Source organism: Echinicola salinicaeni (genome assembly GCF_014280965.1).
GTDB classification, from domain to species: Bacteria; Bacteroidota; Bacteroidia; order Cytophagales; family Cyclobacteriaceae; genus Echinicola; species Echinicola salinicaeni.
Genome location: NZ_JACODZ010000012.1, coordinates 59,816 through 79,992, shown reverse-complemented (window position 1 = coordinate 79,992; position 20,177 = coordinate 59,816). Strand labels below are relative to the sequence as shown.

The 20,177-nt window shown below is 38.6% G+C and carries 17 protein-coding genes; 6 read left to right on the top strand and 11 right to left on the bottom strand.

Annotated features, from left to right (window positions below; translation table 11 throughout):
* Positions 1-6 precede the first annotated feature (6 nt).
* The 8 genes from H7U17_RS19535 to dut all read right to left on the bottom strand — a co-directional run bounded on the left by H7U17_RS19535 (position 7) and on the right by dut (position 8,667).
* A complete protein-coding gene (locus H7U17_RS19535) occupies positions 7-1,101 on the bottom strand; it encodes a DUF4837 family protein (RefSeq protein ID WP_186758535.1) in 1,095 nt (364 codons plus the stop codon).
* A 90-nt stretch (positions 1,102-1,191) separates the two neighbouring features.
* Positions 1,192-2,538 (bottom strand): lytic transglycosylase domain-containing protein, encoded by a 1,347-nt coding sequence (locus tag H7U17_RS19530; RefSeq protein WP_230981506.1) that lies wholly within the window; start codon positions 2,536-2,538, stop codon positions 1,192-1,194.
* Positions 2,539-2,600: 62 nt separating this feature from the next.
* Complete coding sequence (gatA, locus tag H7U17_RS19525) at positions 2,601-4,031, bottom strand: Asp-tRNA(Asn)/Glu-tRNA(Gln) amidotransferase subunit GatA (protein ID WP_186758533.1); 1,431 nt, start codon at positions 4,029-4,031, stop codon at positions 2,601-2,603.
* A gap of 12 nt (positions 4,032-4,043) precedes the next feature.
* The gene (locus H7U17_RS19520) at positions 4,044-4,250 is read right to left on the bottom strand and encodes a Sec-independent protein translocase subunit TatA/TatB (protein WP_186758532.1); all 207 of its coding nucleotides are present in this window, start codon (positions 4,248-4,250) and stop codon (positions 4,044-4,046) included.
* 132 nt (positions 4,251-4,382) lie between these two features.
* Complete coding sequence (locus H7U17_RS19515) at positions 4,383-5,633, bottom strand: murein hydrolase activator EnvC family protein (RefSeq protein WP_186758531.1); 1,251 nt, start codon at positions 5,631-5,633, stop codon at positions 4,383-4,385.
* A 3-nt stretch (positions 5,634-5,636) separates the two neighbouring features.
* A complete protein-coding gene (locus H7U17_RS19510; protein ID WP_186758530.1) occupies positions 5,637-6,377 on the bottom strand; it encodes a DUF4292 domain-containing protein in 741 nt (246 codons plus the stop codon).
* The gene (locus H7U17_RS19505) at positions 6,370-8,118 is read right to left on the bottom strand and encodes a tetratricopeptide repeat protein (protein ID WP_186758529.1); all 1,749 of its coding nucleotides are present in this window, start codon (positions 8,116-8,118) and stop codon (positions 6,370-6,372) included. The genes H7U17_RS19510 and H7U17_RS19505 overlap by 8 nt, the downstream gene beginning before the upstream one ends.
* 114 nt (positions 8,119-8,232) lie before the next feature.
* On the bottom strand, positions 8,233-8,667 hold the full coding sequence (gene dut, locus H7U17_RS19500; RefSeq protein WP_186758528.1) for a dUTP diphosphatase: 435 nt from the start codon (positions 8,665-8,667) through the stop codon (positions 8,233-8,235).
* A 332-nt stretch (positions 8,668-8,999) separates the two neighbouring features.
* Here dut and H7U17_RS19495 point away from each other — a divergent pair, with 332 nt between their 5' ends.
* Positions 9,000-10,406 carry a hypothetical protein gene (locus H7U17_RS19495; RefSeq protein ID WP_186758527.1) on the top strand — a complete coding sequence of 469 codons (1,407 nt, stop codon included), beginning with the start codon at positions 9,000-9,002 and terminating at the stop codon, positions 10,404-10,406.
* Between the two features lie 27 nt (positions 10,407-10,433).
* Here the strand turns inward: H7U17_RS19495 and H7U17_RS19490 are convergent, their stop codons facing one another.
* A complete protein-coding gene (locus tag H7U17_RS19490) occupies positions 10,434-11,948 on the bottom strand; it encodes an oligosaccharide flippase family protein (protein WP_186758526.1) in 1,515 nt (504 codons plus the stop codon).
* A gap of 21 nt (positions 11,949-11,969) precedes the next feature.
* Positions 11,970-12,755 (bottom strand): enoyl-CoA hydratase/isomerase family protein, encoded by a 786-nt coding sequence (locus tag H7U17_RS19485; RefSeq protein WP_186758525.1) that lies wholly within the window; start codon positions 12,753-12,755, stop codon positions 11,970-11,972.
* Between the two features lie 231 nt (positions 12,756-12,986).
* On the opposite strand from H7U17_RS19485, the gene H7U17_RS19480 reads away from it, so the two are divergent.
* The 3 genes from H7U17_RS19480 (at position 12,987) to H7U17_RS19470 (ending at position 15,673) form a co-directional block, all read left to right on the top strand.
* Entirely contained in the window at positions 12,987-14,450 is a 1,464-nt protein-coding gene (locus H7U17_RS19480) for an NADP-dependent isocitrate dehydrogenase (protein WP_186758524.1), read from the top strand.
* A gap of 112 nt (positions 14,451-14,562) precedes the next feature.
* The gene (locus H7U17_RS19475) at positions 14,563-15,042 is read left to right on the top strand and encodes a hypothetical protein (RefSeq protein WP_186758523.1); all 480 of its coding nucleotides are present in this window, start codon (positions 14,563-14,565) and stop codon (positions 15,040-15,042) included.
* A 190-nt stretch (positions 15,043-15,232) separates the two neighbouring features.
* Positions 15,233-15,673, top strand: a complete 441-nt coding sequence (locus H7U17_RS19470) for a hypothetical protein (RefSeq protein WP_186758522.1) — start codon at positions 15,233-15,235, stop codon at positions 15,671-15,673.
* Between the two features lie 64 nt (positions 15,674-15,737).
* Here H7U17_RS19470 and typA read toward each other — a convergent pair whose 3' ends face one another.
* Positions 15,738-17,543, bottom strand: coding sequence for a translational GTPase TypA (gene typA, locus H7U17_RS19465; RefSeq protein WP_186758521.1), 1,806 nt, complete (start codon positions 17,541-17,543; stop codon positions 15,738-15,740).
* Between the two features lie 602 nt (positions 17,544-18,145).
* On the opposite strand from typA, the gene H7U17_RS19460 reads away from it, so the two are divergent.
* Positions 18,146-18,358 carry a hypothetical protein gene (locus tag H7U17_RS19460; RefSeq protein ID WP_186758520.1) on the top strand — a complete coding sequence of 71 codons (213 nt, stop codon included), beginning with the start codon at positions 18,146-18,148 and terminating at the stop codon, positions 18,356-18,358.
* A 430-nt stretch (positions 18,359-18,788) separates the two neighbouring features.
* On the top strand, positions 18,789-20,162 hold the full coding sequence (hisS, locus tag H7U17_RS19455) for a histidine--tRNA ligase (RefSeq protein WP_186758519.1): 1,374 nt from the start codon (positions 18,789-18,791) through the stop codon (positions 20,160-20,162).
* Positions 20,163-20,177: the final 15 nt, after the last annotated feature.

The following is a 20,177-nucleotide window of genomic DNA, read 5'->3' as shown; positions in this document are numbered from 1 at the left end:
GATTTATTATTGTACAGCTTCCGGGAATTTTGTGGCCAATAAAATGGTCTCAATTTCCCTAAGTGCTGATTTGTGGGTTTCATTAGGATAATAAAGGAAGCCTTCCATATAGTATAGTTTTCCTCTTTTTTGGTCCACTACAATATAGGATAGAAAAGACCCTCCCATACTAATATTGTTGGTTCTCCATTGTCCTCGCATTTCTAGGGCGTACTTTCCATCGACTTTGATATCCCTAAAGGAAGGAATGATGCTTGTTTCAGTTTTAAGATAAGAATTAGGTTTGTCAGGATCACCAAAAATTCTGTCTTTCAAAATTTGATCGCGGAATGCTATGATATTTTCAGGAAATACTTGCTCTTCTGAAGTATAGTCTGTTTCATAAAAAAAGAGGCTGATATCTGCTCTTTGGGTATTAGGGGTAGGCTGTCTCAGCCACATAAAATTATCTTCCTCCTTAACGAATTGATAGGAGGCTGGAATAGAAAGGTCAAGATTGAATTTCTCTTTCGCCTTTGTTTCAGCAGCGCCATTTCTGCGATTTAGAATGGCAGTGCCTAATCTGTTCCTTTCCCGTACTTCGAATAGGTTTTGTAATTTACCTTTGTTTTTCTTCAGGTTTTTGACCAATTCTTGCTCATTGTTCCCGAATAAATAGATTACCTCCTGACCTTGAGCGTATTCATCCTCATTCCTGATCATAAATAAGGATTTATCCTCTTGGGCTTTTTCCTTTGACTGGGGGCTGAACTGGGAATTAATCATTCTGCTGCCAGGCTTATTGTCATCAAAGGTCGTTACATAGACGATATTATAAGCCATTTTTAAAATTCTGGTCATGGTCCTTGGGTCCACTTTTCGAATGTCAAAAATCGTTTCTTCTCTTACGAGTCCTTTGATATCTTCTTCAAATACATTTTCTAGTGCTTCCTTTACGGGGCCTTTATATTTGAGAGAATCTATCACCAATAATATTTCCCCATGACCTCCTCGTGCCTTGGGCTTATTACTTCCAGATTTGCTTTTTAGGTTTTCGCAACTGGAAATGATTACCGTAAATACTAGAACAGTAGCTAATATTAATATTCTTTTCGTAGACATTTTTTGAGTGATTTGGTTAAGGACTGATTACAATTTATAAAAATAAGTGAGAGGGAGAAAGTTATTATTAAAAAATTAGTTATACAATTTTTATCCAATAATCAGTTTTTGACCTGGTTTGATCTTATTGTTATTAAGCTTGTTTAACCTTTTTATTTTCTCAATACTAACACCTTCTAATTTACGGGCAATTAGCCATAAAGAATCACCAGGTTGCACAATATAGGTTTTCGGATTTCCGGATAAGCGGGTAGCATCCTGTTTTGCCTTGCCACTTTCAGCTATTTGTTGATTGAAAGCTTTAGGGTTTTGATAAATGGTCAATTGCTGACCAATTTTAATATTGTTGGAATAAAGACCATTCCAAGCTTTGAGATCAGATACAGAAGTCCCATATCTATTGGCGATTCTTCCTAGCGCATCTCCTCTTTTGACTCTGTAAATAAGTTTTTCAGCTGGTTTCTCTTTTGGCTTGTCCGCTTCAATACTTGCCAATAATCGTTCTTCTCTGATATTTAGGGAATCAACAATCCATGTTTTGTTTTCAGCTAAATAGTTGGCCTGATTTTTAGGAACCCTTAAGGCAATGTGTCTCTGAGAATGTGGTATTTTATTTTTAATAATCGATGGATTTAAAAACTCAAGATCCTCTAGACATACTCCTGACACTTCTGCCAATTGTTCAAGATCCATTTCAGCATTAAAATGCACTTTTTCATGGGCAATTGGGAAGGTACCATCCTCTAATATCAGGTTGTGCTCATCAGCGTATTTGAAAACATACATGATGGCTTGGAATTGAGGGATATAGCCTCTGGTTTCTCTAGGGAGTCGATTATAAATTCCCCAGAAAGTACGTCTGCCACCAGATCTTCTGATCGCTTTTCTAACATTTCCAGGACCGCAATTATAGGCCGCCAAAGCAAGCTCCCAATCCCCAAACATCCTATGCAGGGCTTTTAGGTATTTGCAGGCAGCTTCTGTAGCCATTTCCGGGTCCATCCGCTCATCAATATCCCTGGAAACATTCAGGTCATATACCCTTCCTGTCGCAGGCATGAATTGCCATAGCCCCATGGCTCCGACTCTAGATTTGGCCTTAGGGTTTAATCCTGATTCAATGATTGCTAGGTATTTGATTTCGTCCGGCATACCATGGCGCTTGAGGGCTTCCTCAAAAAGCGGGAAATAGATTTCCTTACGTGCCAAGGTCATCTTGGAATATTCCCTGTTTCTTACCGTAAAATAATTGATGAAAGCAAAGATGGTTTCATTCAGCTCAAAAGGCATTCCCGTATCCATTTTTCGAACCCTGTCATTCACTTCTTCATAGGTGAAGTCAGGTATGAATTCGTAATCATAGACCGGCTCAATGACTGCCTCATTATCAGCTTCAATGAGACCATCTTCCTGTTGACCTTGAGCAATGGTAATCATGACACAGTTTATCAACAGAGATAAGAGTGTATATAATTTCCAGTTTCTCATGGCCAAATATATTATTGATTTTTAATTTTAGTTAAATAATCTGCAAAAGCGTAAAGATCCGATTCCTTAAAAGAGTTGGTAATTATCTGCAGTCCTATCGGTAGCCCCTTTTCATCCGTTCCATTAGGAATAGAAATGGCAGGAACACCTGATACAGAAGCTTGGACAGTAAAGAGGTCTTCCAGGTACATTGCCACTGGATCATCGCTATGCTCTCCAAACTTAAATGCAGTAGATGGAGTGGTAGGCATAACAATATAATCAAATTTATTTAAAAGATCCTCAGTAAATTCCTTGATTAATCTTCTGACCTTTTGCGCTTTAGTAAAGTAAGCATCATAATAACTGGCACTTAGTACAAAAGTTCCAAGCATGATCCTTCTTTTTACTTCTTCACCAAAACCTTCTGATCTGGTCAGCTTATACATGCTTTCCAGATTATGGGCATTGGGAGTCCTGTAACCATATTTTACGCCATCAAATCTAGAAAGGTTTGAACTGGCTTCAGCAGTGGTCAGGATATAATAGGTAGGCAATACATATTCCAGTAGTGGGAAATCCACTTCTTCTACGTGATGACCTTCCTCTTTTAGCTTATTGAGTACATCTAGGGTATGTGCCTTGATCTCTGGCTGCAGAGCCTCGGATTCAATGGTCTCTTTAAGATAGGCTACTTTTACTGGCTTTTTCAAGTCCAGCTGTTGACTGTAGGCGGGGACTTCTTTTCTAGAAACAGTACTGTCATTGTCATCCTGTCCAGCAATGACTTCCATGACTAGAGCATTGTCCTTTACGTTCGTAGAGAAAACTCCAATGGTGTCAAAGGAAGATGCATAGGCAATCAGTCCAAATCTGGAAACCCTGGAATAGGTAGGTTTGATACCGACAATACCTGTAAAAGCAGCAGGTTGTCTTACTGATCCACCAGTATCTGTTCCCAAAGATGTGGTACAAAGATTGGCTTGTACAGCAACGGCCGAACCTCCTGAAGAACCTCCTGGTACACGTTCTTCATCAAGGGCATTAAGCACTTTTCCGTGAACGGTATTTTCATTGGAAGATCCCATACCAAATTCATCACAGTTGAGCCTACCTATAATAATGGCATCTTCATCTATGAGTTTTTGTACAGCTGTAGCAGTAAATTGGGATTGAAATCCTTCTAGGATTTTACTGGAAGCATTGACTTCATGGTCAGCATAACAAAGTACATCTTTGATGCCTATAACCATACCCGCCAGTTTTCCGGCAGTTCCGTTTTGGATTTTTTGGTCTACTTTTTCTGCTTGTTCTAAAGCAGATTGCTCATAAACTTCAACGAAGGCGTTTAAATGCGCCTTCGTCTGAATGTTTTTGAGATAATAATTGACTATCGCTTTACAGTCAGTTTCCTTATTTTCAAGCGATATTTTTATTTCGTCGAAAGAATGGAATTTTTCCAATGGTGATAATATTTAGCTTTTCTTCTTACTGTCTCCTTTAATTCCTTCCTCAATATCATCCTGAATCTCTTTGGTAGCATCCTTGAATTCTTTGATGCCTCGGCCCAATCCTTTTGCTAATTCAGGGATTCTTTTAGCACCGAAAAGAAGGATGATCACTAGGATAATTACCACCAAGGAACCGCCTCCTATATTTTGTATGAAACCCAATGTAGTCATGATAAGCGAATTTTAGTTTTTTAAATCGTTACAAAGATATAATTGTGACTTACTATCACAAAGGAATAATGTACAGTTATTTATATTTTCGTAATCTTTTTTGTAAAGATACTCATATTATAGCATAAATGCTTATTTCCCGGTTAACCAAATGGAAGGATTCATTACTTTTAATCCTTTCCAGGTTTGGAAATGAACTTCTGAAACTCCATTGTTGCCCGTGGAAACTTCTCCAATTTTGTCATTTGCTTTCACTGTTTCTCCTGATTTTACAGTAATGGTCTTTAAGCGACTATACATGGTATAATACTCGCCGTGACGGATTATGATCGTTCCGCCCATTCCCGGTACCGTGGAGATTTTTGTGATCACTCCATCAAATACAGCCCTGACATTTTCATTTGGACTGGTTTGTATGTCCACGCCGTCATTAGTGATCATTATGTCCTTGAGGGTGGGGTGGGCATGTTTGCCATATCCCCTGGAAATAAACCCTTTGGCTACGGGCCAAGGCAGATTTCCCCTGTTCTCAGCAAAAGAACTTGACAATGCCGCTGCTTCAGGAGTCAAAGGAATGCTGCTGCCTGCAGACTTTTTGGTGGTCGTATTGGCTTTCTTGGCTTCTGCTTCAGCTCGTCTGATTTCCTCTTCGATCACCTTTCTGATCAAATTATTAAGCTCTTCCTGTTGCTTTTTGGTTTTGGCAATGTCCTGCCTGATTTCCTTTTCTTTAGCTGCCAGGGTATTGACAATACTTTGTTGTTCCTTTCTGAGTTTATCTAGTTCCAGCTTTTGGCTTTGCTCTTCATTGAGCGCAGCCTCTTTTTGCCCTTTTTTAGATTCCAGTTCCTGCTTTTGCTCTTTAAGGTCTTCACTGACCTTGAGGATCTGATCTACCTGTTTTTCTCTAGCATCGCTATATTGTTTCAGGTATCTCAGGCGCATATAGAACTGTTTGAAGTTTTCAGAACTGAAGATAAAGGAAAGGACTGTGACGCCTCTATTGAGTTTGGAGGATACATAAATCATCTGGGCATATTCCTCTTTCAGGATCTTTAAATCATTTTCCAAAGATCCGATCATACTCTCAGTTTCCTTGATCTCTCTATTGAGCAAAATCACTTCACTATTTAAGGTCTTGATGAAGTTGCTTCTAGTTTCTAACTGTTTATTGACCAGGTTTAGTTCACTGATGGTGTTTTTCTTTCTGGCTGAAGTCTTCTTAAGGATTTCATCAAATTCTTTTAATCTCTGTTGAACCTCTGCTTTTTCTTTTTCCAGTTGGGCCCTTGTTTTCTTGGTTTGAGCCTGGATTTCTGCTGGTCCCAGCAAAAATAAAAAAGCAGTGAATGAAATTAAGACCAGATGAAAACTGCGCTTCATAGATTAAAAATTATAGGGAAATGAAATGGGCGTATTACTGAGGTCTACTTTATTGACTTCCATATTGACCAAGGTAGATTGAGGTTTACTTGATTGCTGTTGGATCAGCATGGTGATCAATATTTTATGCGCAAAAGGCTGTCCCTCTAAATCCTCAAATTCTGGATAAACGGCAGTGAGCTTTCCCTTGTGATATCGGGAAGATGTATTGAGTTTTTCGACCTTTCCATGTTGAGCACCTATAACCGATTCGTAAATAATATCATCTCTTCTTTGTCTCAGTTCAAAGGTTTTTCCCACCCGAACAAGCCTATCCCTATAGCTGACTTTATTGGGAATATTGGCAAATAGGATGTTCTGAAATAGATTCAAGGAAATTCTCAGTCCATAAGTGTTTTGGAATTGATCATAACTCAGGTCTATGTCCTGCCCATTGATACGGTCTTTGATTTTGATCGATTCGGTGGTGATTATGCCCCTTACGGCTTCAATGCCTAGCCCAGGACTTACACTGAACCATATAATACTATCTTTTTTTGCTCTCAGGTTGAGGGTGCCTTTGGTGGTTTTGCCATTCTGTTCTTCTAAAACTACCCTTGCTTTGGCGCTGAGGTAATTGAAGTCAAAATAGGAGGGGGTAAACTCCTTCATGGCTTCGTCAGAGGTATAAAGATTGGTTTTTCTGGCACAACCTGCTAAAAGAACCAGGGCAGCAATAAGGCTTAGTAAAAAGTATTTACTCATAGTATTTTATGTCCTTGATTTTTTTGTTCAATACTTCACTGATATCATTTAAGCTGAGAGCCTTCTTCCAATATTTCAAGGCTTCGTTCTTTTTGCCCAGATGAAAAAGAATGTCTCCATAATGCTCCAACATAACGCCACTAGGCTCATCTTCATTGTCCAATGCCCTTTCCATATAAACCTTGGCCTGTTCGTAATTTTCCATTTGGAATAACACCCAGGCGTGGGTGTCTAAATAGGTGGCATTATCGGGGAATTGTTTGACCAGTATATTGGACATTTCAAAGGCCTTTTGTAGCTCCTTTTTCTCCAATGAAAGAAAATAAGCATAATTATTCAGCACATGTTCATCATTTGGCGTTTGCTTTAAGATACTGTCATAGGTGGCAAAAGCTTCTTCTTTTTTATCCAAGGCATGATAAGTGTCTCCCAGTTGGCCCAAGATCATAATGTCTAATTGCTTGTTCAGCCCATTGTTCAGCTCTTGGCTTTTCAGCAAAGATTGTTCCGCTTCCTCATGTTTATTAAGGGCCAATTTGGTAGTGCCATGAAAAAACCAGAATTCAGGTTTTTCTTCGAATACATCAACACCGATGGTCGTATATGCTTCAATTTCCTTGAAGTTCTTGCCCAGTTCGAACATTAAACTAATGATACTTTGCAGCACTTTTGGATCATTTTGATTAAGTCGGATGGATTTTTGATAATAGGAAAGCGCTTGTTCATTGTTTTTCTTGAAGAGCTCCCTATCTCCTAATACCGCATACACTTCAGCATCATTTGGGTTCCTTAAAACCATTAACTGTCCCAAGCTGTCGAGTAAGGCCTCCCTTTCTGGAGTTTTGAGATCTTGCTGGATAATGTCAGAATAAGTCTGGGCTTTGACCCTGCCTTCCAGATCTGGGTTGTTAAATCCCTTATAAAGTTGTGCCTGAGCCGCGCTGATCTCTCCCTTTTTCTTCAATAAGGTATAGGAGGCTAAATTTAAATCCCCTTGATTGGGATATTCCTTCAGGGACTTATTGACAACCTCCAAGGCTTGGTCTGTGCGGTTATTATTAAATAGCATCTCCACCAAAGCCAATACATATCTGGAGTTACCAGGGTTGGCTTCTATTAACTTTTTCCCTTCTTTGACAGCGGACTCAAGGTCATTATTTCTAAGGTAAATCCTTTGTTTTTGAACAGAAAGCTGTTCGAGAACCCCATAATACTCTTCAGCGTCATCTAAGGCTTTTAGCGCCTTGTCATATTGCTGGGTACCCAAATAGATGGAAGCCAATTCAAGGATATATTGCTGGTTTTTGTCGGAGTTTTCAATAAGTGATTGTAGGATTTCCGCAGCCTTGTTAGGTTGATTTTGTTTAGTGTAAACCTCTGCCACCAGCAAATGATAATATTTGTTGTCTGGATCAGCCTCAATGGCTTTTTGTCCATATTTTAGGGCGTCTTCATTTTGGTTGGCCCTAGAAAGGATTTCTGCCAATTTGAAATTGATGGCTCCAGCATCAGGATTAAGCTCATGTGCCTTGCCAAAATAAAAATAAGCTTTTTCAAAATCCTCCAGCATCATGTGCTTTTCACCTTCTATAAAAAGGCGATCAGCCATGGCTTCTTTTTTTTGCTGTTTTTTACTTTTACGCGAACCTGATTTTTGTGCCAATGATTCATTGGCAATGAAGGTCGTGAACAGTAAAATAGCAAAAGGGAAGATGTATTTGTGTATGCTTTTAAAACTCATGCTTTGAATAAGTCAAATTGGTCTGGAACGGGACAAAGTCCTATACTAGAATTTTACAAACTTAATGCCTTTTTGGTTCACCAACTAATAGTCCCAGAAGTAAAGTGATCAATATCAGGACTTTCCTGTGCTGCCATATCCGCCAGCGCCTCTTTCTGTTTCAGAAAGGTCTCCTACTTCTTGCCATTGAATCTGTTCATGCTTGGCTACAACCATCTGTGCAATTCTTTCGCCATCTTTGATTTCAAAAGGCTCCTTGGATAAATTGACCAAGAGAACTTTGATCTCACCACGGTAATCCGCATCTATTGTGCCAGGAGTATTCAAAACAGTAAGTCCATGTTTATAGGCTAAGCCACTTCTAGGCCTGATTTGAGCCTCAAAACCTGCTGGCAATTCCATGTATAGGCCAGTTCCTACCAATACCCTTTCCAAAGGCTCCAAAAGAATGTTTTTCTCAAGATTGGCCCTTAAATCCAAACCGGCAGACAGTATTGTTTGGTATTCCGGTAATGGGTGTTTTGATTGATTGATTACTTTTACTTTCATGGAATTTTGATTTTTAAATAAAGTCAAAGATAGGGGGTTATTTTTATTTTGAAGGAATGCTTAAGGTGAAAAATAGGAAATACCTTTCTTATCTGAATTTACCAGCTATTTGAATGTAAAGAATGGTTTCAATTAGAGACTTTATAGAATATCTTAATTTTGGGGATACTTTATTTTATTCATTTTTGAGCTGATGGATTGTATAGTAACCTGAGAAGGGGATTTTTTGATTTTGAGGGGATTTTAATTCAGTATTAGTACATTTGCCTTAAATTAAGATTTGTTTAAATCTTTATCAATAAACTTTTCTTATTGCTTAGACTATGTTTGAAATGAGGAACTTTGTTTTGTTATTGTTATGTATGACTACCTTTTCCGTAAGTGGACAGGAGGTAAATGATCAGTCGACTATGGATGTTGAAGAAGGGCTGAAATGGGTGGAGGACATTGATTGGACTCGTTTTGAAGAGAAGTCAAAAACATCACCGCAACAATTGATGCTAGGTGAAATTTTACTTAATGCGAATAAATACGCTCTTACCACTTGGTGGGAAAAACGCGGCTTTTCTGGAACAGCCTCAGGAGATTATTTAGATTTGAAGGGGACTTTAGAGCATAAGATACGTCCTGTAGCAGCAGAAGCAGAAGCGTTGGCAACTTCGCTGAGAATGGGGCTCTATGATCCTTCGGTTACAGGGGTGCCTGTAGAAGAGGCTGAAACTAAAACTATCCAAATGATCCGTAGCTTGGCGCATAGTCACAAAGCTAATTCAATAGATGGCTGGGGAAGAAAATGGCAATCTGCCTTATGGGCTGGATATAGCAGTTTTGCTGCTTGGATGATGTGGGATAAGTTGGATGATCAAGACCGTTTGGAGGTTTTGGCGATGATCTATGATGAGTGTGAATGGGTGATGGATAACAAAGGCTTGTTAGGAATTAAGACCTACCGAAATTTAAATGGGGAAATTGTTAGTCTAGGAGACACTGGGGCTGAGGAAAATGCTTGGGACAGTCTTGTGCTTACAGTGGCCTGTGCCATGATGCCTGATCATCCTGAATATTCAAAATGGATGAATAAAATGGTTTTTTTAAACCTCAATGCCCTTGCTCGTCCGAGTGATTTGGCATCTAGGAAGAAATACAATGGGAAGCCATTGAAGGAATGGTTGGTAGGAACTAATATCAATGAGGATGGTACCATAGTAAATCACCACTTTATTCATCCTGACTATATGACTTCTCCCTTTGAATTTAATCCAATAAAGTTTTTTTGGTTAGCCCAAAAACCAGCGCCACAAGCGATGAAAAGAAATATAGATTTGGTATTCCATGCATTTACGGAATTGGAGTTTCATGAGGGAGATAGCATTACAGGTGGAGTGGTGAAGTCTCCCGGAGGAACTATTTATAAACCAGGATCTGGAGATATCTTTTATCCATTGGGTACAGATTGGGGAGAGGGAAGGAGAATGAATTTTGTCTCTTTCAACAGTACAGTTGCAGCTTTTTCGAATGATAATGAAATAAAAAAAGAGGCTGGGGAATGGCTGTTAAAACACGGAGAAGTTGTACTTGAAATGCAAAGTCGTTTTGAGGATGGTCATACTTATTTGGATGAAAGTGAAGATAGTTATCCTTCACGTGAGGAATGGGTCGCAGATAAGGCAACTACAGCTTATATTTTCGAAACTCTAAAGCTATTGGGCAGGCCAAAATTCACTAATAAGAGATTTTAAACAGGTTGATGTGGTGCTCACAAAATGCTATTTGCTGATCCTTCTTTTTATCTGGCTGATCTCCTCTTTCTCTAGAATAGAAACAAGCAGTAAAAAAGCAATTGCCAATAGGTTTCTTAGCAAGCTGGTTATTATAAAATTATCCATATTTAAATAATAGCCAAGATAAGATAACGCAAAAGCGGTGAGTAAATAGAAAATTCCTTTTGCAGTTTTGTAGGGGATCGGGTAATATTTTTGACCAAAATAATAGCACATGATGGACATCACTATATAGGTGGCCAATGTACTCATGGCTCCACCTATATAGCCAAACCTTGGCACCATAAAAAAGATAACCAAGATGGTTACAATAGCTCCAGTGAAAGTGATATAAAAGCTATAAATGGTCTTGTCGGTGATCTTAAACCATATACTCAAATTAAAATAAACCCCCAGCATTAGGTATCCCATCAATAACATTGGGACAATATTGGTGGCTGCCTGATAGCCTTTGTTACCAAGGATGATAGGGGAGATGATATTGAGGTTTACAGCCACCAAAATCATCAAGGTGGAGCAAAATATGATGAACCAGTGCATTACGGTAGCATATAGCTGAGGGCTATTTTTGTCTTCACTTTTGGAGAAGAAAAACGGTTCAGCGGCATATTTAAAGGCCTGAATGATCAGGTTCATAAATATGGCCAATTTAAAATTGGCTCCAAAAATACCTCCTGCCTCTCTGGCGCTCAGTCCTGGGTAGAAATTTTCAGGTAAGAGGTATTCGAACAAAAATCTTGAAAATACTTCATTGGTAACGCCTGCCAAGCCCATAAATAGAAGGGGAAGGGCATATTGCCACATTGGACCCAAAATACTTCTTTCCAGGCTCCAACTGAATTTACCCGAAAGGAAGAAAAGAACTGGAATGATCAAGGCATTGGCAAGTAAATTGGATAATAAAATATAATCAACCCCCCAATCCGGATGGTAAATAGCATCTACTGAAGGTTGGAGAAAACTAAGATAATCACCTTCATGAATATGGAAGAATACTACTATGAACAAAATATTGAAGCCTACATTAAGTAGGATATTCAACAGTTTGGTCATGGCAAATTTTATGGATTTATTTTCTACCCTTAGTTTGGCATATGGAATGGCCAATATGGCGTCAATGGTCAATATTAAGGCAGTCCACTTGAACAAATAGGTCTTGCCCGGATAGTCCATCAAAAGGCTGATGGGCTCTGCTGAAAGGTATAAGAGGGCGCCAAGTGATAGTGAGGTGGTAAGGATCAGGGATTGGGCATTGTTATAGACTGTTTGGGTGCTCAATCCTTTTCCAGTAGAAAACCGAAAAAAAGTGGTTTCCATCCCGTAGGTGAAAATAATATTAAAGAAAGCAATAAAGGCGTATATCGATGTGAAAGAGCCCAAGTCCTCCTTGGAAAGATAACCTATATAAAGAGGGAGAAGCAGGAAATTGATGACCCTACCTAAAATGCTACTTATCCCGTAAATGGCGGTTTGTCCCGCAAGTTTTTTGAGATTGCTCATGGATTAGCAGCAAAGAATTGCTTATTCTCCTTTAAAGTTGGGTTTTCTTTTTTCCAGAAAGGCGGTGGTACCTTCATTATAGTCTTCTGATTTTACGCATCTGGCAAAACTATTGGCTTCGATAAGGTAACCGTCCTCATCATTGGAGAATGCGGAATTGACACAGTCAACTATCATTCCTAGTGCCAGGGGGGCTTTGGTCATGATTTTTTGAAGGATTTCTTCTGCTTTTTGGATGGCTTCATCTTTATTGCTGGTGACATAGTTGACCAAACCAAGGGCTTTTGCTTCTTCTGCTCCGATCATTTCACCAGTCATGAGTAGCTCATTGGCTTTTCCTCTACCAATTAAAATAGTCAGTCTTTGGGTACCACCATATCCAGGGATGATACCAAGGTTTACCTCTGGTTGGCCAAATTTTGCATTGGCAGATGCTATGCGCATATGGCAGGCCATAGCCAGTTCACAACCTCCTCCTAAAGCAAAGCCATTGACTACGGCAATAACCGGCTTGTGGCAGGATTCGATCAAGCTGTAAACTTCCTGTCCGTTTTCAGAAAACTTCCTGGCATTTAACTCATTCAGCTCGGCAATTTCGTTAATATCCGCACCTGCGACGAAAGCTTTTTCACCAGCTCCGGTAAGGATTACCGCCCTGATGGTTTTGTTGTCGCTTACTTCGTTGAAGATGTTTTTCAATTCCTCAAGCGTATCAAAATTGATTGCGTTGAGTTTGGGTTCCCGATTGATGGTGAGGTATAGGATACCGTCTTTATTTTCCGAAAGAATATTGGTAGTTTCAGCCATGCTTTAAAACCTATGTTTAAATTCAAATATACGAGGTGGTGTAGCAAAGACAAAGTAAACCTAACAAAAATGAATCCGTATGATAGCTTGTGCCTGATATCCTGAGGATTGAAATTCAATAATTCATTTGGCTTTTTATTTGAAATAGTCATTTTATTATCAATCAGGTCTGACAAAATTTTATATTTTTGTATCACATTTTGAAACCTCAAATCTATAATAATATTACGTATGTCATCCAAAAGAAAAATAACCGTAGCTTACGGAGACGGAATCGGTCCAGAAATCATGAAAGCCACGCTGGGGATTTTGGAAGCAGCTGGAGCAGATATCGAAACTGACGTCATTGAGATTGGAGAGCAAGTCTATCTTAAAGGAATCAGCTCAGGTATAGAACCAAAAGCTTGGGATTCCCTTAGAGAGTCCAAGGTGTTTTTGAAGGCGCCTATTACCACTCCACAAGGAGGAGGGTTCAAGAGTTTGAATGTTACAACAAGAAAAACATTGGGGCTTTACGCTAATGTTAGGCCTTGTAAGTCCTTTTCTCCTTATATACATACGCACTTCCCAGAGACGGATATGGTGATTGTTCGTGAAAACGAAGAAGACTTATATGCTGGAATTGAGCATAGACAAACAGATGAAGTTTATCAGTGTTTGAAATTGATTTCCAGACCTGGTTCTGAGAAAATCATTCGCTATGCATTTGAATATGCCAAGAAAAACAACAGAAAGAAAGTGACCTGTATGACCAAGGACAATATCATGAAATTGGCCGATGGTTTATTCCACAAAGTCTTTAATGAGGTTGCTAAGGAGTACCCAGAAATCGAAGCGGATCACAAGATCATTGATATAGGAACAGCTTTGATCGCTGATAAGCCAGAGATGTTTGATGTGATTGTTACCTTGAACCTATATGGGGATATTATTTCTGATGTAGCTGCGCAAATCACAGGTTCTGTAGGCTTGGGAGGTTCTTCCAATGTGGGTGAAGATGTAGCCATGTTCGAGGCTATTCACGGTTCTGCCCCTGATATTGCGGGTAAGGATATCGCTAACCCATCAGGTTTGTTGAATGGCGCTATCATGATGTTGGTTCATATTGGACAGCCGGAAGTTGCTGCATTGATCAGCAATGCTTGGATGAAAACTTTGGAAGATGGAATCCATACAGGAGATATTTTCCAAGAAGGAGTTTCTTCTAAATTGGTCGGTACACAGGAGTTTGCTCAGTCAGTGATCGAAAGATTAGGTCAAAAACCTGAAAACATGACCCCTGCTGAATTCAAGAAAAGTGAAGGAGGGGATGATAATATGGGAGCCATCACCTTGACAGAAAGAAAGCCATGTGTCAAAGACATGATCGGCTTGGACGTATTTATAGACTGGAAAGAAAACGATAGAGATGCCAATGTAATTGGAGATAAGTTGAGATCAGTGGATGCTGATGGCCTGAAGATGCAGTTGATTACCAACAGAGGGGTAAAAGTATATCCTGACGGTATGAAAGAAACTTTCTGCTCAGACCACTGGAGGGTGAGGTTCTTTAATGCTGACCAAAGCACCATTACCCATGCACAAGTTTTAGAGGTATTGAAGCAAGTTGAAGCGCTTGGTTTTGACTTTATTAAAATTGAAAACCTTTATACTTTTGACGGGGAATTAGGTTTTTCTCTAGCACAGGGAGAATAAAGATTGAATATCCATAATTAAGGGCAATCAAATGGTTGCCCTTATTTTTTTATATTTTTTGAGACATAGTGATCTTGTATTTCGTACAGGTTTATAAAACTAATTTATTATTATGAAAAAACTATTTTTAATCAGTTGTTTGTTTTGTTCTTTGACTTTTTCTTGCTCTGAAGTAGGGGAAGATTCAGAAATTATTATTGATCCAAGTGTGTCTTTTGTGACAGGAGATTGGGAGTTGGTAGAAGTAAGTGGGGGCTTTAAAGTGGAAGATTCCCCTGAGCCTGAGGAGTTAAACCGAAAAGATATCTATACTTTTACAAATGAAGGTACTTTTATAAAAACTGTGGATTATGAGGGTTTTCATGCTGAGGCAACAGGTACTTATGTGATAAAAGAGGTTACTGAGGAGTTTGAAGAAGAATATGTTGGGGTTGTGGTGCTTTCCTTTACAGGTGGTGATGACATAGCTTATAATTGTACTAGCCAGGATATAGAGAAAGAATCGCTATATATCTCAAAAGAAGGACAACTGGCTAATATCAGCTGGGCACCATGTGATGGGCTTTTCATGTATTACGAGAAGAAAAAATGATATTAGAATTATATGATTATCTGTTTTTACATCAGTAACCTTATTTCTCACAGGTTTTCACTGATTTACCTGGCGGTAGACAGGTTTAAGTAATCAATTCTGATATTTTTGTGTAAGCGTTTTTTATGGAAACACATTCTGGTGCCATTACTTGTATATAAATGAATTAAATAGAGGTCTTAATTTATGGATGATGAAAAAGCTGTTTTTACCTTGTTTTATTTTTGTGTTATTCTTTTCAAGTTGTGAGGAGGAGTTTGAACCAGCTGCTGCTATTCGTGGAGAGTGGGAGCTTAGCAAAGCAAATAGTGGCTGGTCAGGAGAGTTGCCTGCAGAAGAACTTGACTATTTTGAAACGTATGTTTTCAATAAGGATGGTTCTTTTGTGAAAAAACGTGAAGGAAAAGACGAAAGCTTTCAGATTAGTGGCAACTATACCTACAAAGAGGCTGAGATAACAGATTCAAGTATGGCACGGGTCTACATAACCTTGGATTATACGACTGAAGTGAATAGGGCCTGGCTTTGCAGTGAGGATAAAGAAGAATTTGTATTGACACATCAAGGTGAACTTTTCAAAAGTTGTCCAAATATGGCTGATGGACCAATTTACTATTTTGAGAAAAAATGAATGAAAAAAGCCTGTTTAAAATTAATTAAACAGGCTTTTGAATTATTCTGAATGTTGATGCCAATTAAGCATCTTTTTTCGCCATTCTAGTTCTTTCTCCCTCATCAAGGTAGATTTTTCTCATTCTCATGCTCTTAGGAGTGATTTCCAAGTACTCATCTTTTTGGATATATTCCATGGATTCTTCCAAAGAGAATTTCTTAGCAGGAGCGATTTTAGAGTTGTCATCTGAACCGGACGCACGCATATTGGTCAATTTCTTGCCTTTCTGTACGTTTACTACGATATCATTGTCTCTAGAGTGTTCTCCAATCACCTGACCGCCGTAGATTTCCTCTCCTGGATCTACGAAGAATACCCCTCTGTCCTGTAATTTATCAATTGCATAAGCAGTAGTTGGGCCAGACTCCATAGAGATCAAGGAGCCATTGGTTCTACCAGGGATAGGGCCTTTGAATGGTTCATACGCGATAAACCTGTGGTTCATGATCGCTTCACCTTGGGTAGCAGTAAGCACATTGTTTCTCAAACCGATTAAACCTCTTGAAGGGATTTGGAATTCCAAGTGCTGAAGATCTCCTTTTGGTTCCATAACCAAAAGCTCTCCTTTACGCTGGGTAGCCAATTCAATTACTTTACCTGCAGTTGCTTCAGGAACGTCCACTACCAATGACTCGATTGGCTCGTGTTTTACCCCGTCAATCTCTTTATAAATTACCTGAGGCTGACCTACTTGCAATTCATAACCTTCTCTTCTCATGGTCTCAATCAACACAGACAAGTGAAGGATACCACGACCGAAAACGATGAATTTGTCTTCATTGTCAGTGGTTTCTACCCTAAGGGCAAGGTTCTTTTCCATTTCTTTGAAAAGACGGTCTCTCAAGTGACGGGAAGTTACAAATTTACCTTCTTTACCAAAGAATGGAGAGTTATTGATCGTGAAGAGCATGTTCATGGTAGGCTCATCGATCGCAATTCTTGGAAGCGGTTCTGGGTTTTCAAGATCAGCGATAGTATCCCCGATTTCAAAATCTTCAATACCTGTTATAGCACAGATATCACCAGCATGCACTTCCTGAACTTTATTTTTACCAAGTCCTTCAAATACATGAAGTTCTTTTATTCTAACTTTTTTGAAAGATCCATCAGCCTTACAAAGGGAAACTTGTGCATTTTCCTTCAAAGTGCCTCTCTTCAATCTACCAATGGCAATTCTTCCCACAAAGTTGGAATAATCCAAAGAAGTGATTTGCATCTGAGGTGTTCCTTCTTCGATTTGTGGAGCAGGGATATGTTCAATGATGGCATCCAATAATGGAAGGATAGAATCCGTTTGTTCTTTCCAGTCAGGTCCCATCCAGTTATTTTTAGCCGAACCATACATGGTTACGAAGTCCAATTGCTCTTCAGTAGCATCCAAGTTGAACATCAAGTCAAATACGGCTTCATGTACCTCGTCTGGACGACAGTTTGGCTTATCTACTTTGTTTACCACTACAATAGGTGTAAGGCCAAGGTCCAAAGCTTTGCTCAATACAAAACGAGTTTGAGGCATAGGTCCTTCAAAAGCATCTACCAATAGGATTACCCCATCAGCCATTTTCAACACACGTTCCACCTCTCCACCAAAGTCGGCGTGACCTGGAGTATCGATAATGTTGATTTTAGTGTCTTTATATCTAACTGATACGTTCTTAGAAAGGATAGTGATTCCTCTTTCTCTTTCCAAGTCGTTATTATCAAGGATCAAGTCGTCAAACTGCTGGTTTTCACGGAAGATCTTAGACGCGTGAATGATTTTATCCACGAGTGTAGTTTTGCCGTGGTCAACGTGTGCGATAATCGCGATGTTACGAATATTCTGCATGGTAAGAATTAAATTAAGTTGCAAAAGTACAAAGAATATTCGGTATTATAATTAAGTAAATATAAAGTTTATTGAATCAGGGGGTTAAAAACTTATAATTAGGTTTATTGTATGTTTTAGTTAATGAAATATAGGCTGCTTTTAAAATCACTCATTCTTATTATTTAAGCAGGAAGGTCTATATGCTATCAGTGATAGCGATAAGCTGTTGATTGAATGCGATTAATTTTCGTGTCTGGTTTAGTAGATGAGATCGTTTCTGATTTAACTACAGTGTAATATGTTTTAGTATATAGAGCCTGATCGTTAGATTATTATAATCGTTTGATTGTTATTGGTATAGTTTTTGGAACAGTTTATTGTGCGGTTCAATCCATTTATCAAGAAATATCGTATAAATGTAGGGAATTAGTTGGAAAAAAAATCTTTAATCTGTGGTAAATAAATAATTATTATATATATTTATGAACTGCAAAATAGTAGTTTTGAAATGCGTAATAGTTATTTTTACTGATGTTAAGATGCCGGATAACCGGTAGGAGACACGAAAGTGTAATTAATGCAACCGTTTTTTATTTTAGGGTAATTAAACACCTGTAATCATGAAATATTTGATTAAAATTGAAATTAACGATATTGAGTTTCAGATTCATACTGAGGCCGGAAGTGAAAGAGAAGCCAAAGACAATGTTTGGGAAATTATTAGACGAAAAACTTCATTAAAGTCCATAGAGAAAGAAGCTATGGGGAGTGAAGAAGTCGCTTCTCTAGGTCAAAAGCTAGCTGAAGGTATTAGAAGTGTATTATTATTGTGATCAAAAGCTCTAAATTTATTTTATGTAAGAAATTTACATTTTGTAATTGAGAAAAAACAATTGGTAGACTTTAAAGTCAGGTCATATCATTATATATGGTATGGCCTTTTTTTGTGCCAATGAATTGAAAAAAGATAGCTAATCTTAACTGCGCTTTTGTGGATCAAGCAATTTTGCTGGAGGGGTGAATAACTATGTGCTTTTTTTAACCCCAGAGTGTGTAGCGGGAAGCAAAGGAGGAGTTTTATTGATGCTATTTGGTCATTACAATTTTATTCAATTAAATGAATTGGTCTATTTAGGAAAAAGTAATTATTAGGACTATCTGTGCAATTTAGATAAAGAAAGTATTGACAGGCATTGGGGCAGCTTGGATAATTTTTTCTCTTAATTGGATAGATTTTTTACCTTTGGGCAAAATTTAGCATTCATGAGCATCCAGAAACCAACTTTACCAAAAGGAACAAGAGATTTTGGGCCTAAGCAAATGGCAAGAAGAAATTATATACTTGACACCATTAAAGCTACTTTCAAGCTGTTTGGCTATCAGCAATTAGAAACTCCATCCATGGAGAATCTTTCCGTGTTGACAGGTAAGTATGGTGATGAAGGTGATCAATTGTTATTTAAGATATTAAATAGTGGCGATTTTTTAAAAAAGGTTAAAACTGCTGATCTTGAAAAAGGGCCTAGTCAAGTATTGCCAAAAGTTGCGGAGAAAGGCCTTAGGTATGACCTGACCGTTCCTTTTGCCAGGTATGTGGTGATGAACCGGAACGAGTTGACATTTCCTTTTAAGCGATTTCAAATCCAGCCTGTATGGAGGGCAGATAGACCACAGAAGGGGAGATATAGGGAGTTTTACCAATGTGATGCGGATGTGGTCGGAACGGATAGCCTGATTTGTGAGGCGGAAATCCTTTTGATGATCAGAAGGGTGCTTGCTCAATTGGGCCTTAACAATTATGATATTAAGGTTAACAATCGAAAGGTCTTAACTGGTATTTCAGAAGTAATAGGTGAGCCAGGAAAAGAGTCAGCATTATGTGTCTCCATCGACAAACTGGATAAGATTGGCTGGGAAAAGGTACAAGAAGAATTACAGCAAAGGGGCTTTACGACTGATGCAGTAGCTAAGCTGGAGCCAATTATTGATTTAAAAGGAAATAACCAAGAAAAGTTAGACTTCTTAAAAGAGTTTTTGAATTCAAGTCAAGAGGGCTTGAAAGGAGTGGAAGAGTTAGAAGAAGTGCTTGAGATTTTGAAGCATTCGGGAGAGGATGAAAACCATGTAGAATTGGATGTGGTATTGGCCAGAGGACTTTCTTATTATACAGGAGCAATATTCGAGGTTAAGGTGAATAATGTATCCATTGGCTCAATCAGTGGTGGCGGAAGGTATGATAACCTTACTGGTGTTTTTGGCCTAGAAGGAGTTTCAGGAGTTGGGTTTTCTTTTGGAGTAGACCGGATATATGATGTGTTGGAGGAGTTGAGTTTATTCCCGGAGGATCAAATGCAGTCTACAGCTGTAATGATAGGTTATTTTGATGAGGAAGGGAGAAATTACGGTTTGAAAGTATTAAATCAGTTTAGATCAGCTGAGGTAGCCGCTGAGATATATCCTGATTATGCGAAGGTGAAAAAGCAATTCAACTATGCAGATAAAAAACAGATTCCGTTTGTGGTAATGATTGGATCGGAAGAGATTGCACAAAATATGGTGTCCTTAAAGAATCTAGACACGTCTGAGCAAAAAATGCTTAGTTTGGAGGATGCTATTCTTGCAATCAAGAATAAATAAGGTTTTGAATTTTAC

What these genes read in the sequence shown, in the direction of transcription:
- H7U17_RS19535 (WP_186758535.1), bottom strand. Translation starts at nt 1,101, where the DNA reads ATGTCTACGAAAAGAATATTAATATTAGCTACTGTTCTAGTATTTACG.
- H7U17_RS19515 (WP_186758531.1), bottom strand. Translation starts at nt 5,633, where the DNA reads ATGAAGCGCAGTTTTCATCTGGTCTTAATTTCATTCACTGCTTTTTTA.
- typA (WP_186758521.1), bottom strand. Translation starts at nt 17,543, where the DNA reads ATGCAGAATATTCGTAACATCGCGATTATCGCACACGTTGACCACGGC.
- H7U17_RS19530 (WP_230981506.1), bottom strand. Translation starts at nt 2,538, where the DNA reads ATGATTACCATTGCTCAAGGTCAACAGGAAGATGGTCTCATTGAAGCT.
- H7U17_RS19510 (WP_186758530.1), bottom strand. Translation starts at nt 6,377, where the DNA reads ATGAGTAAATACTTTTTACTAAGCCTTATTGCTGCCCTGGTTCTTTTA.
- H7U17_RS19460 (WP_186758520.1), top strand. Translation starts at nt 18,146, where the DNA reads ATGAAATATTTGATTAAAATTGAAATTAACGATATTGAGTTTCAGATT.
- H7U17_RS19490 (WP_186758526.1), bottom strand. Translation starts at nt 11,948, where the DNA reads ATGAGCAATCTCAAAAAACTTGCGGGACAAACCGCCATTTACGGGATA.
- H7U17_RS19475 (WP_186758523.1), top strand. Translation starts at nt 14,563, where the DNA reads ATGAAAAAACTATTTTTAATCAGTTGTTTGTTTTGTTCTTTGACTTTT.
- dut (WP_186758528.1), bottom strand. Translation starts at nt 8,667, where the DNA reads ATGAAAGTAAAAGTAATCAATCAATCAAAACACCCATTACCGGAATAC.
- hisS (WP_186758519.1), top strand. Translation starts at nt 18,789, where the DNA reads ATGAGCATCCAGAAACCAACTTTACCAAAAGGAACAAGAGATTTTGGG.
- H7U17_RS19480 (WP_186758524.1), top strand. Translation starts at nt 12,987, where the DNA reads ATGTCATCCAAAAGAAAAATAACCGTAGCTTACGGAGACGGAATCGGT.
- H7U17_RS19470 (WP_186758522.1), top strand. Translation starts at nt 15,233, where the DNA reads ATGATGAAAAAGCTGTTTTTACCTTGTTTTATTTTTGTGTTATTCTTT.
- H7U17_RS19505 (WP_186758529.1), bottom strand. Translation starts at nt 8,118, where the DNA reads ATGAGTTTTAAAAGCATACACAAATACATCTTCCCTTTTGCTATTTTA.
- H7U17_RS19485 (WP_186758525.1), bottom strand. Translation starts at nt 12,755, where the DNA reads ATGGCTGAAACTACCAATATTCTTTCGGAAAATAAAGACGGTATCCTA.
- H7U17_RS19495 (WP_186758527.1), top strand. Translation starts at nt 9,000, where the DNA reads ATGAGGAACTTTGTTTTGTTATTGTTATGTATGACTACCTTTTCCGTA.
- H7U17_RS19520 (WP_186758532.1), bottom strand. Translation starts at nt 4,250, where the DNA reads ATGACTACATTGGGTTTCATACAAAATATAGGAGGCGGTTCCTTGGTG.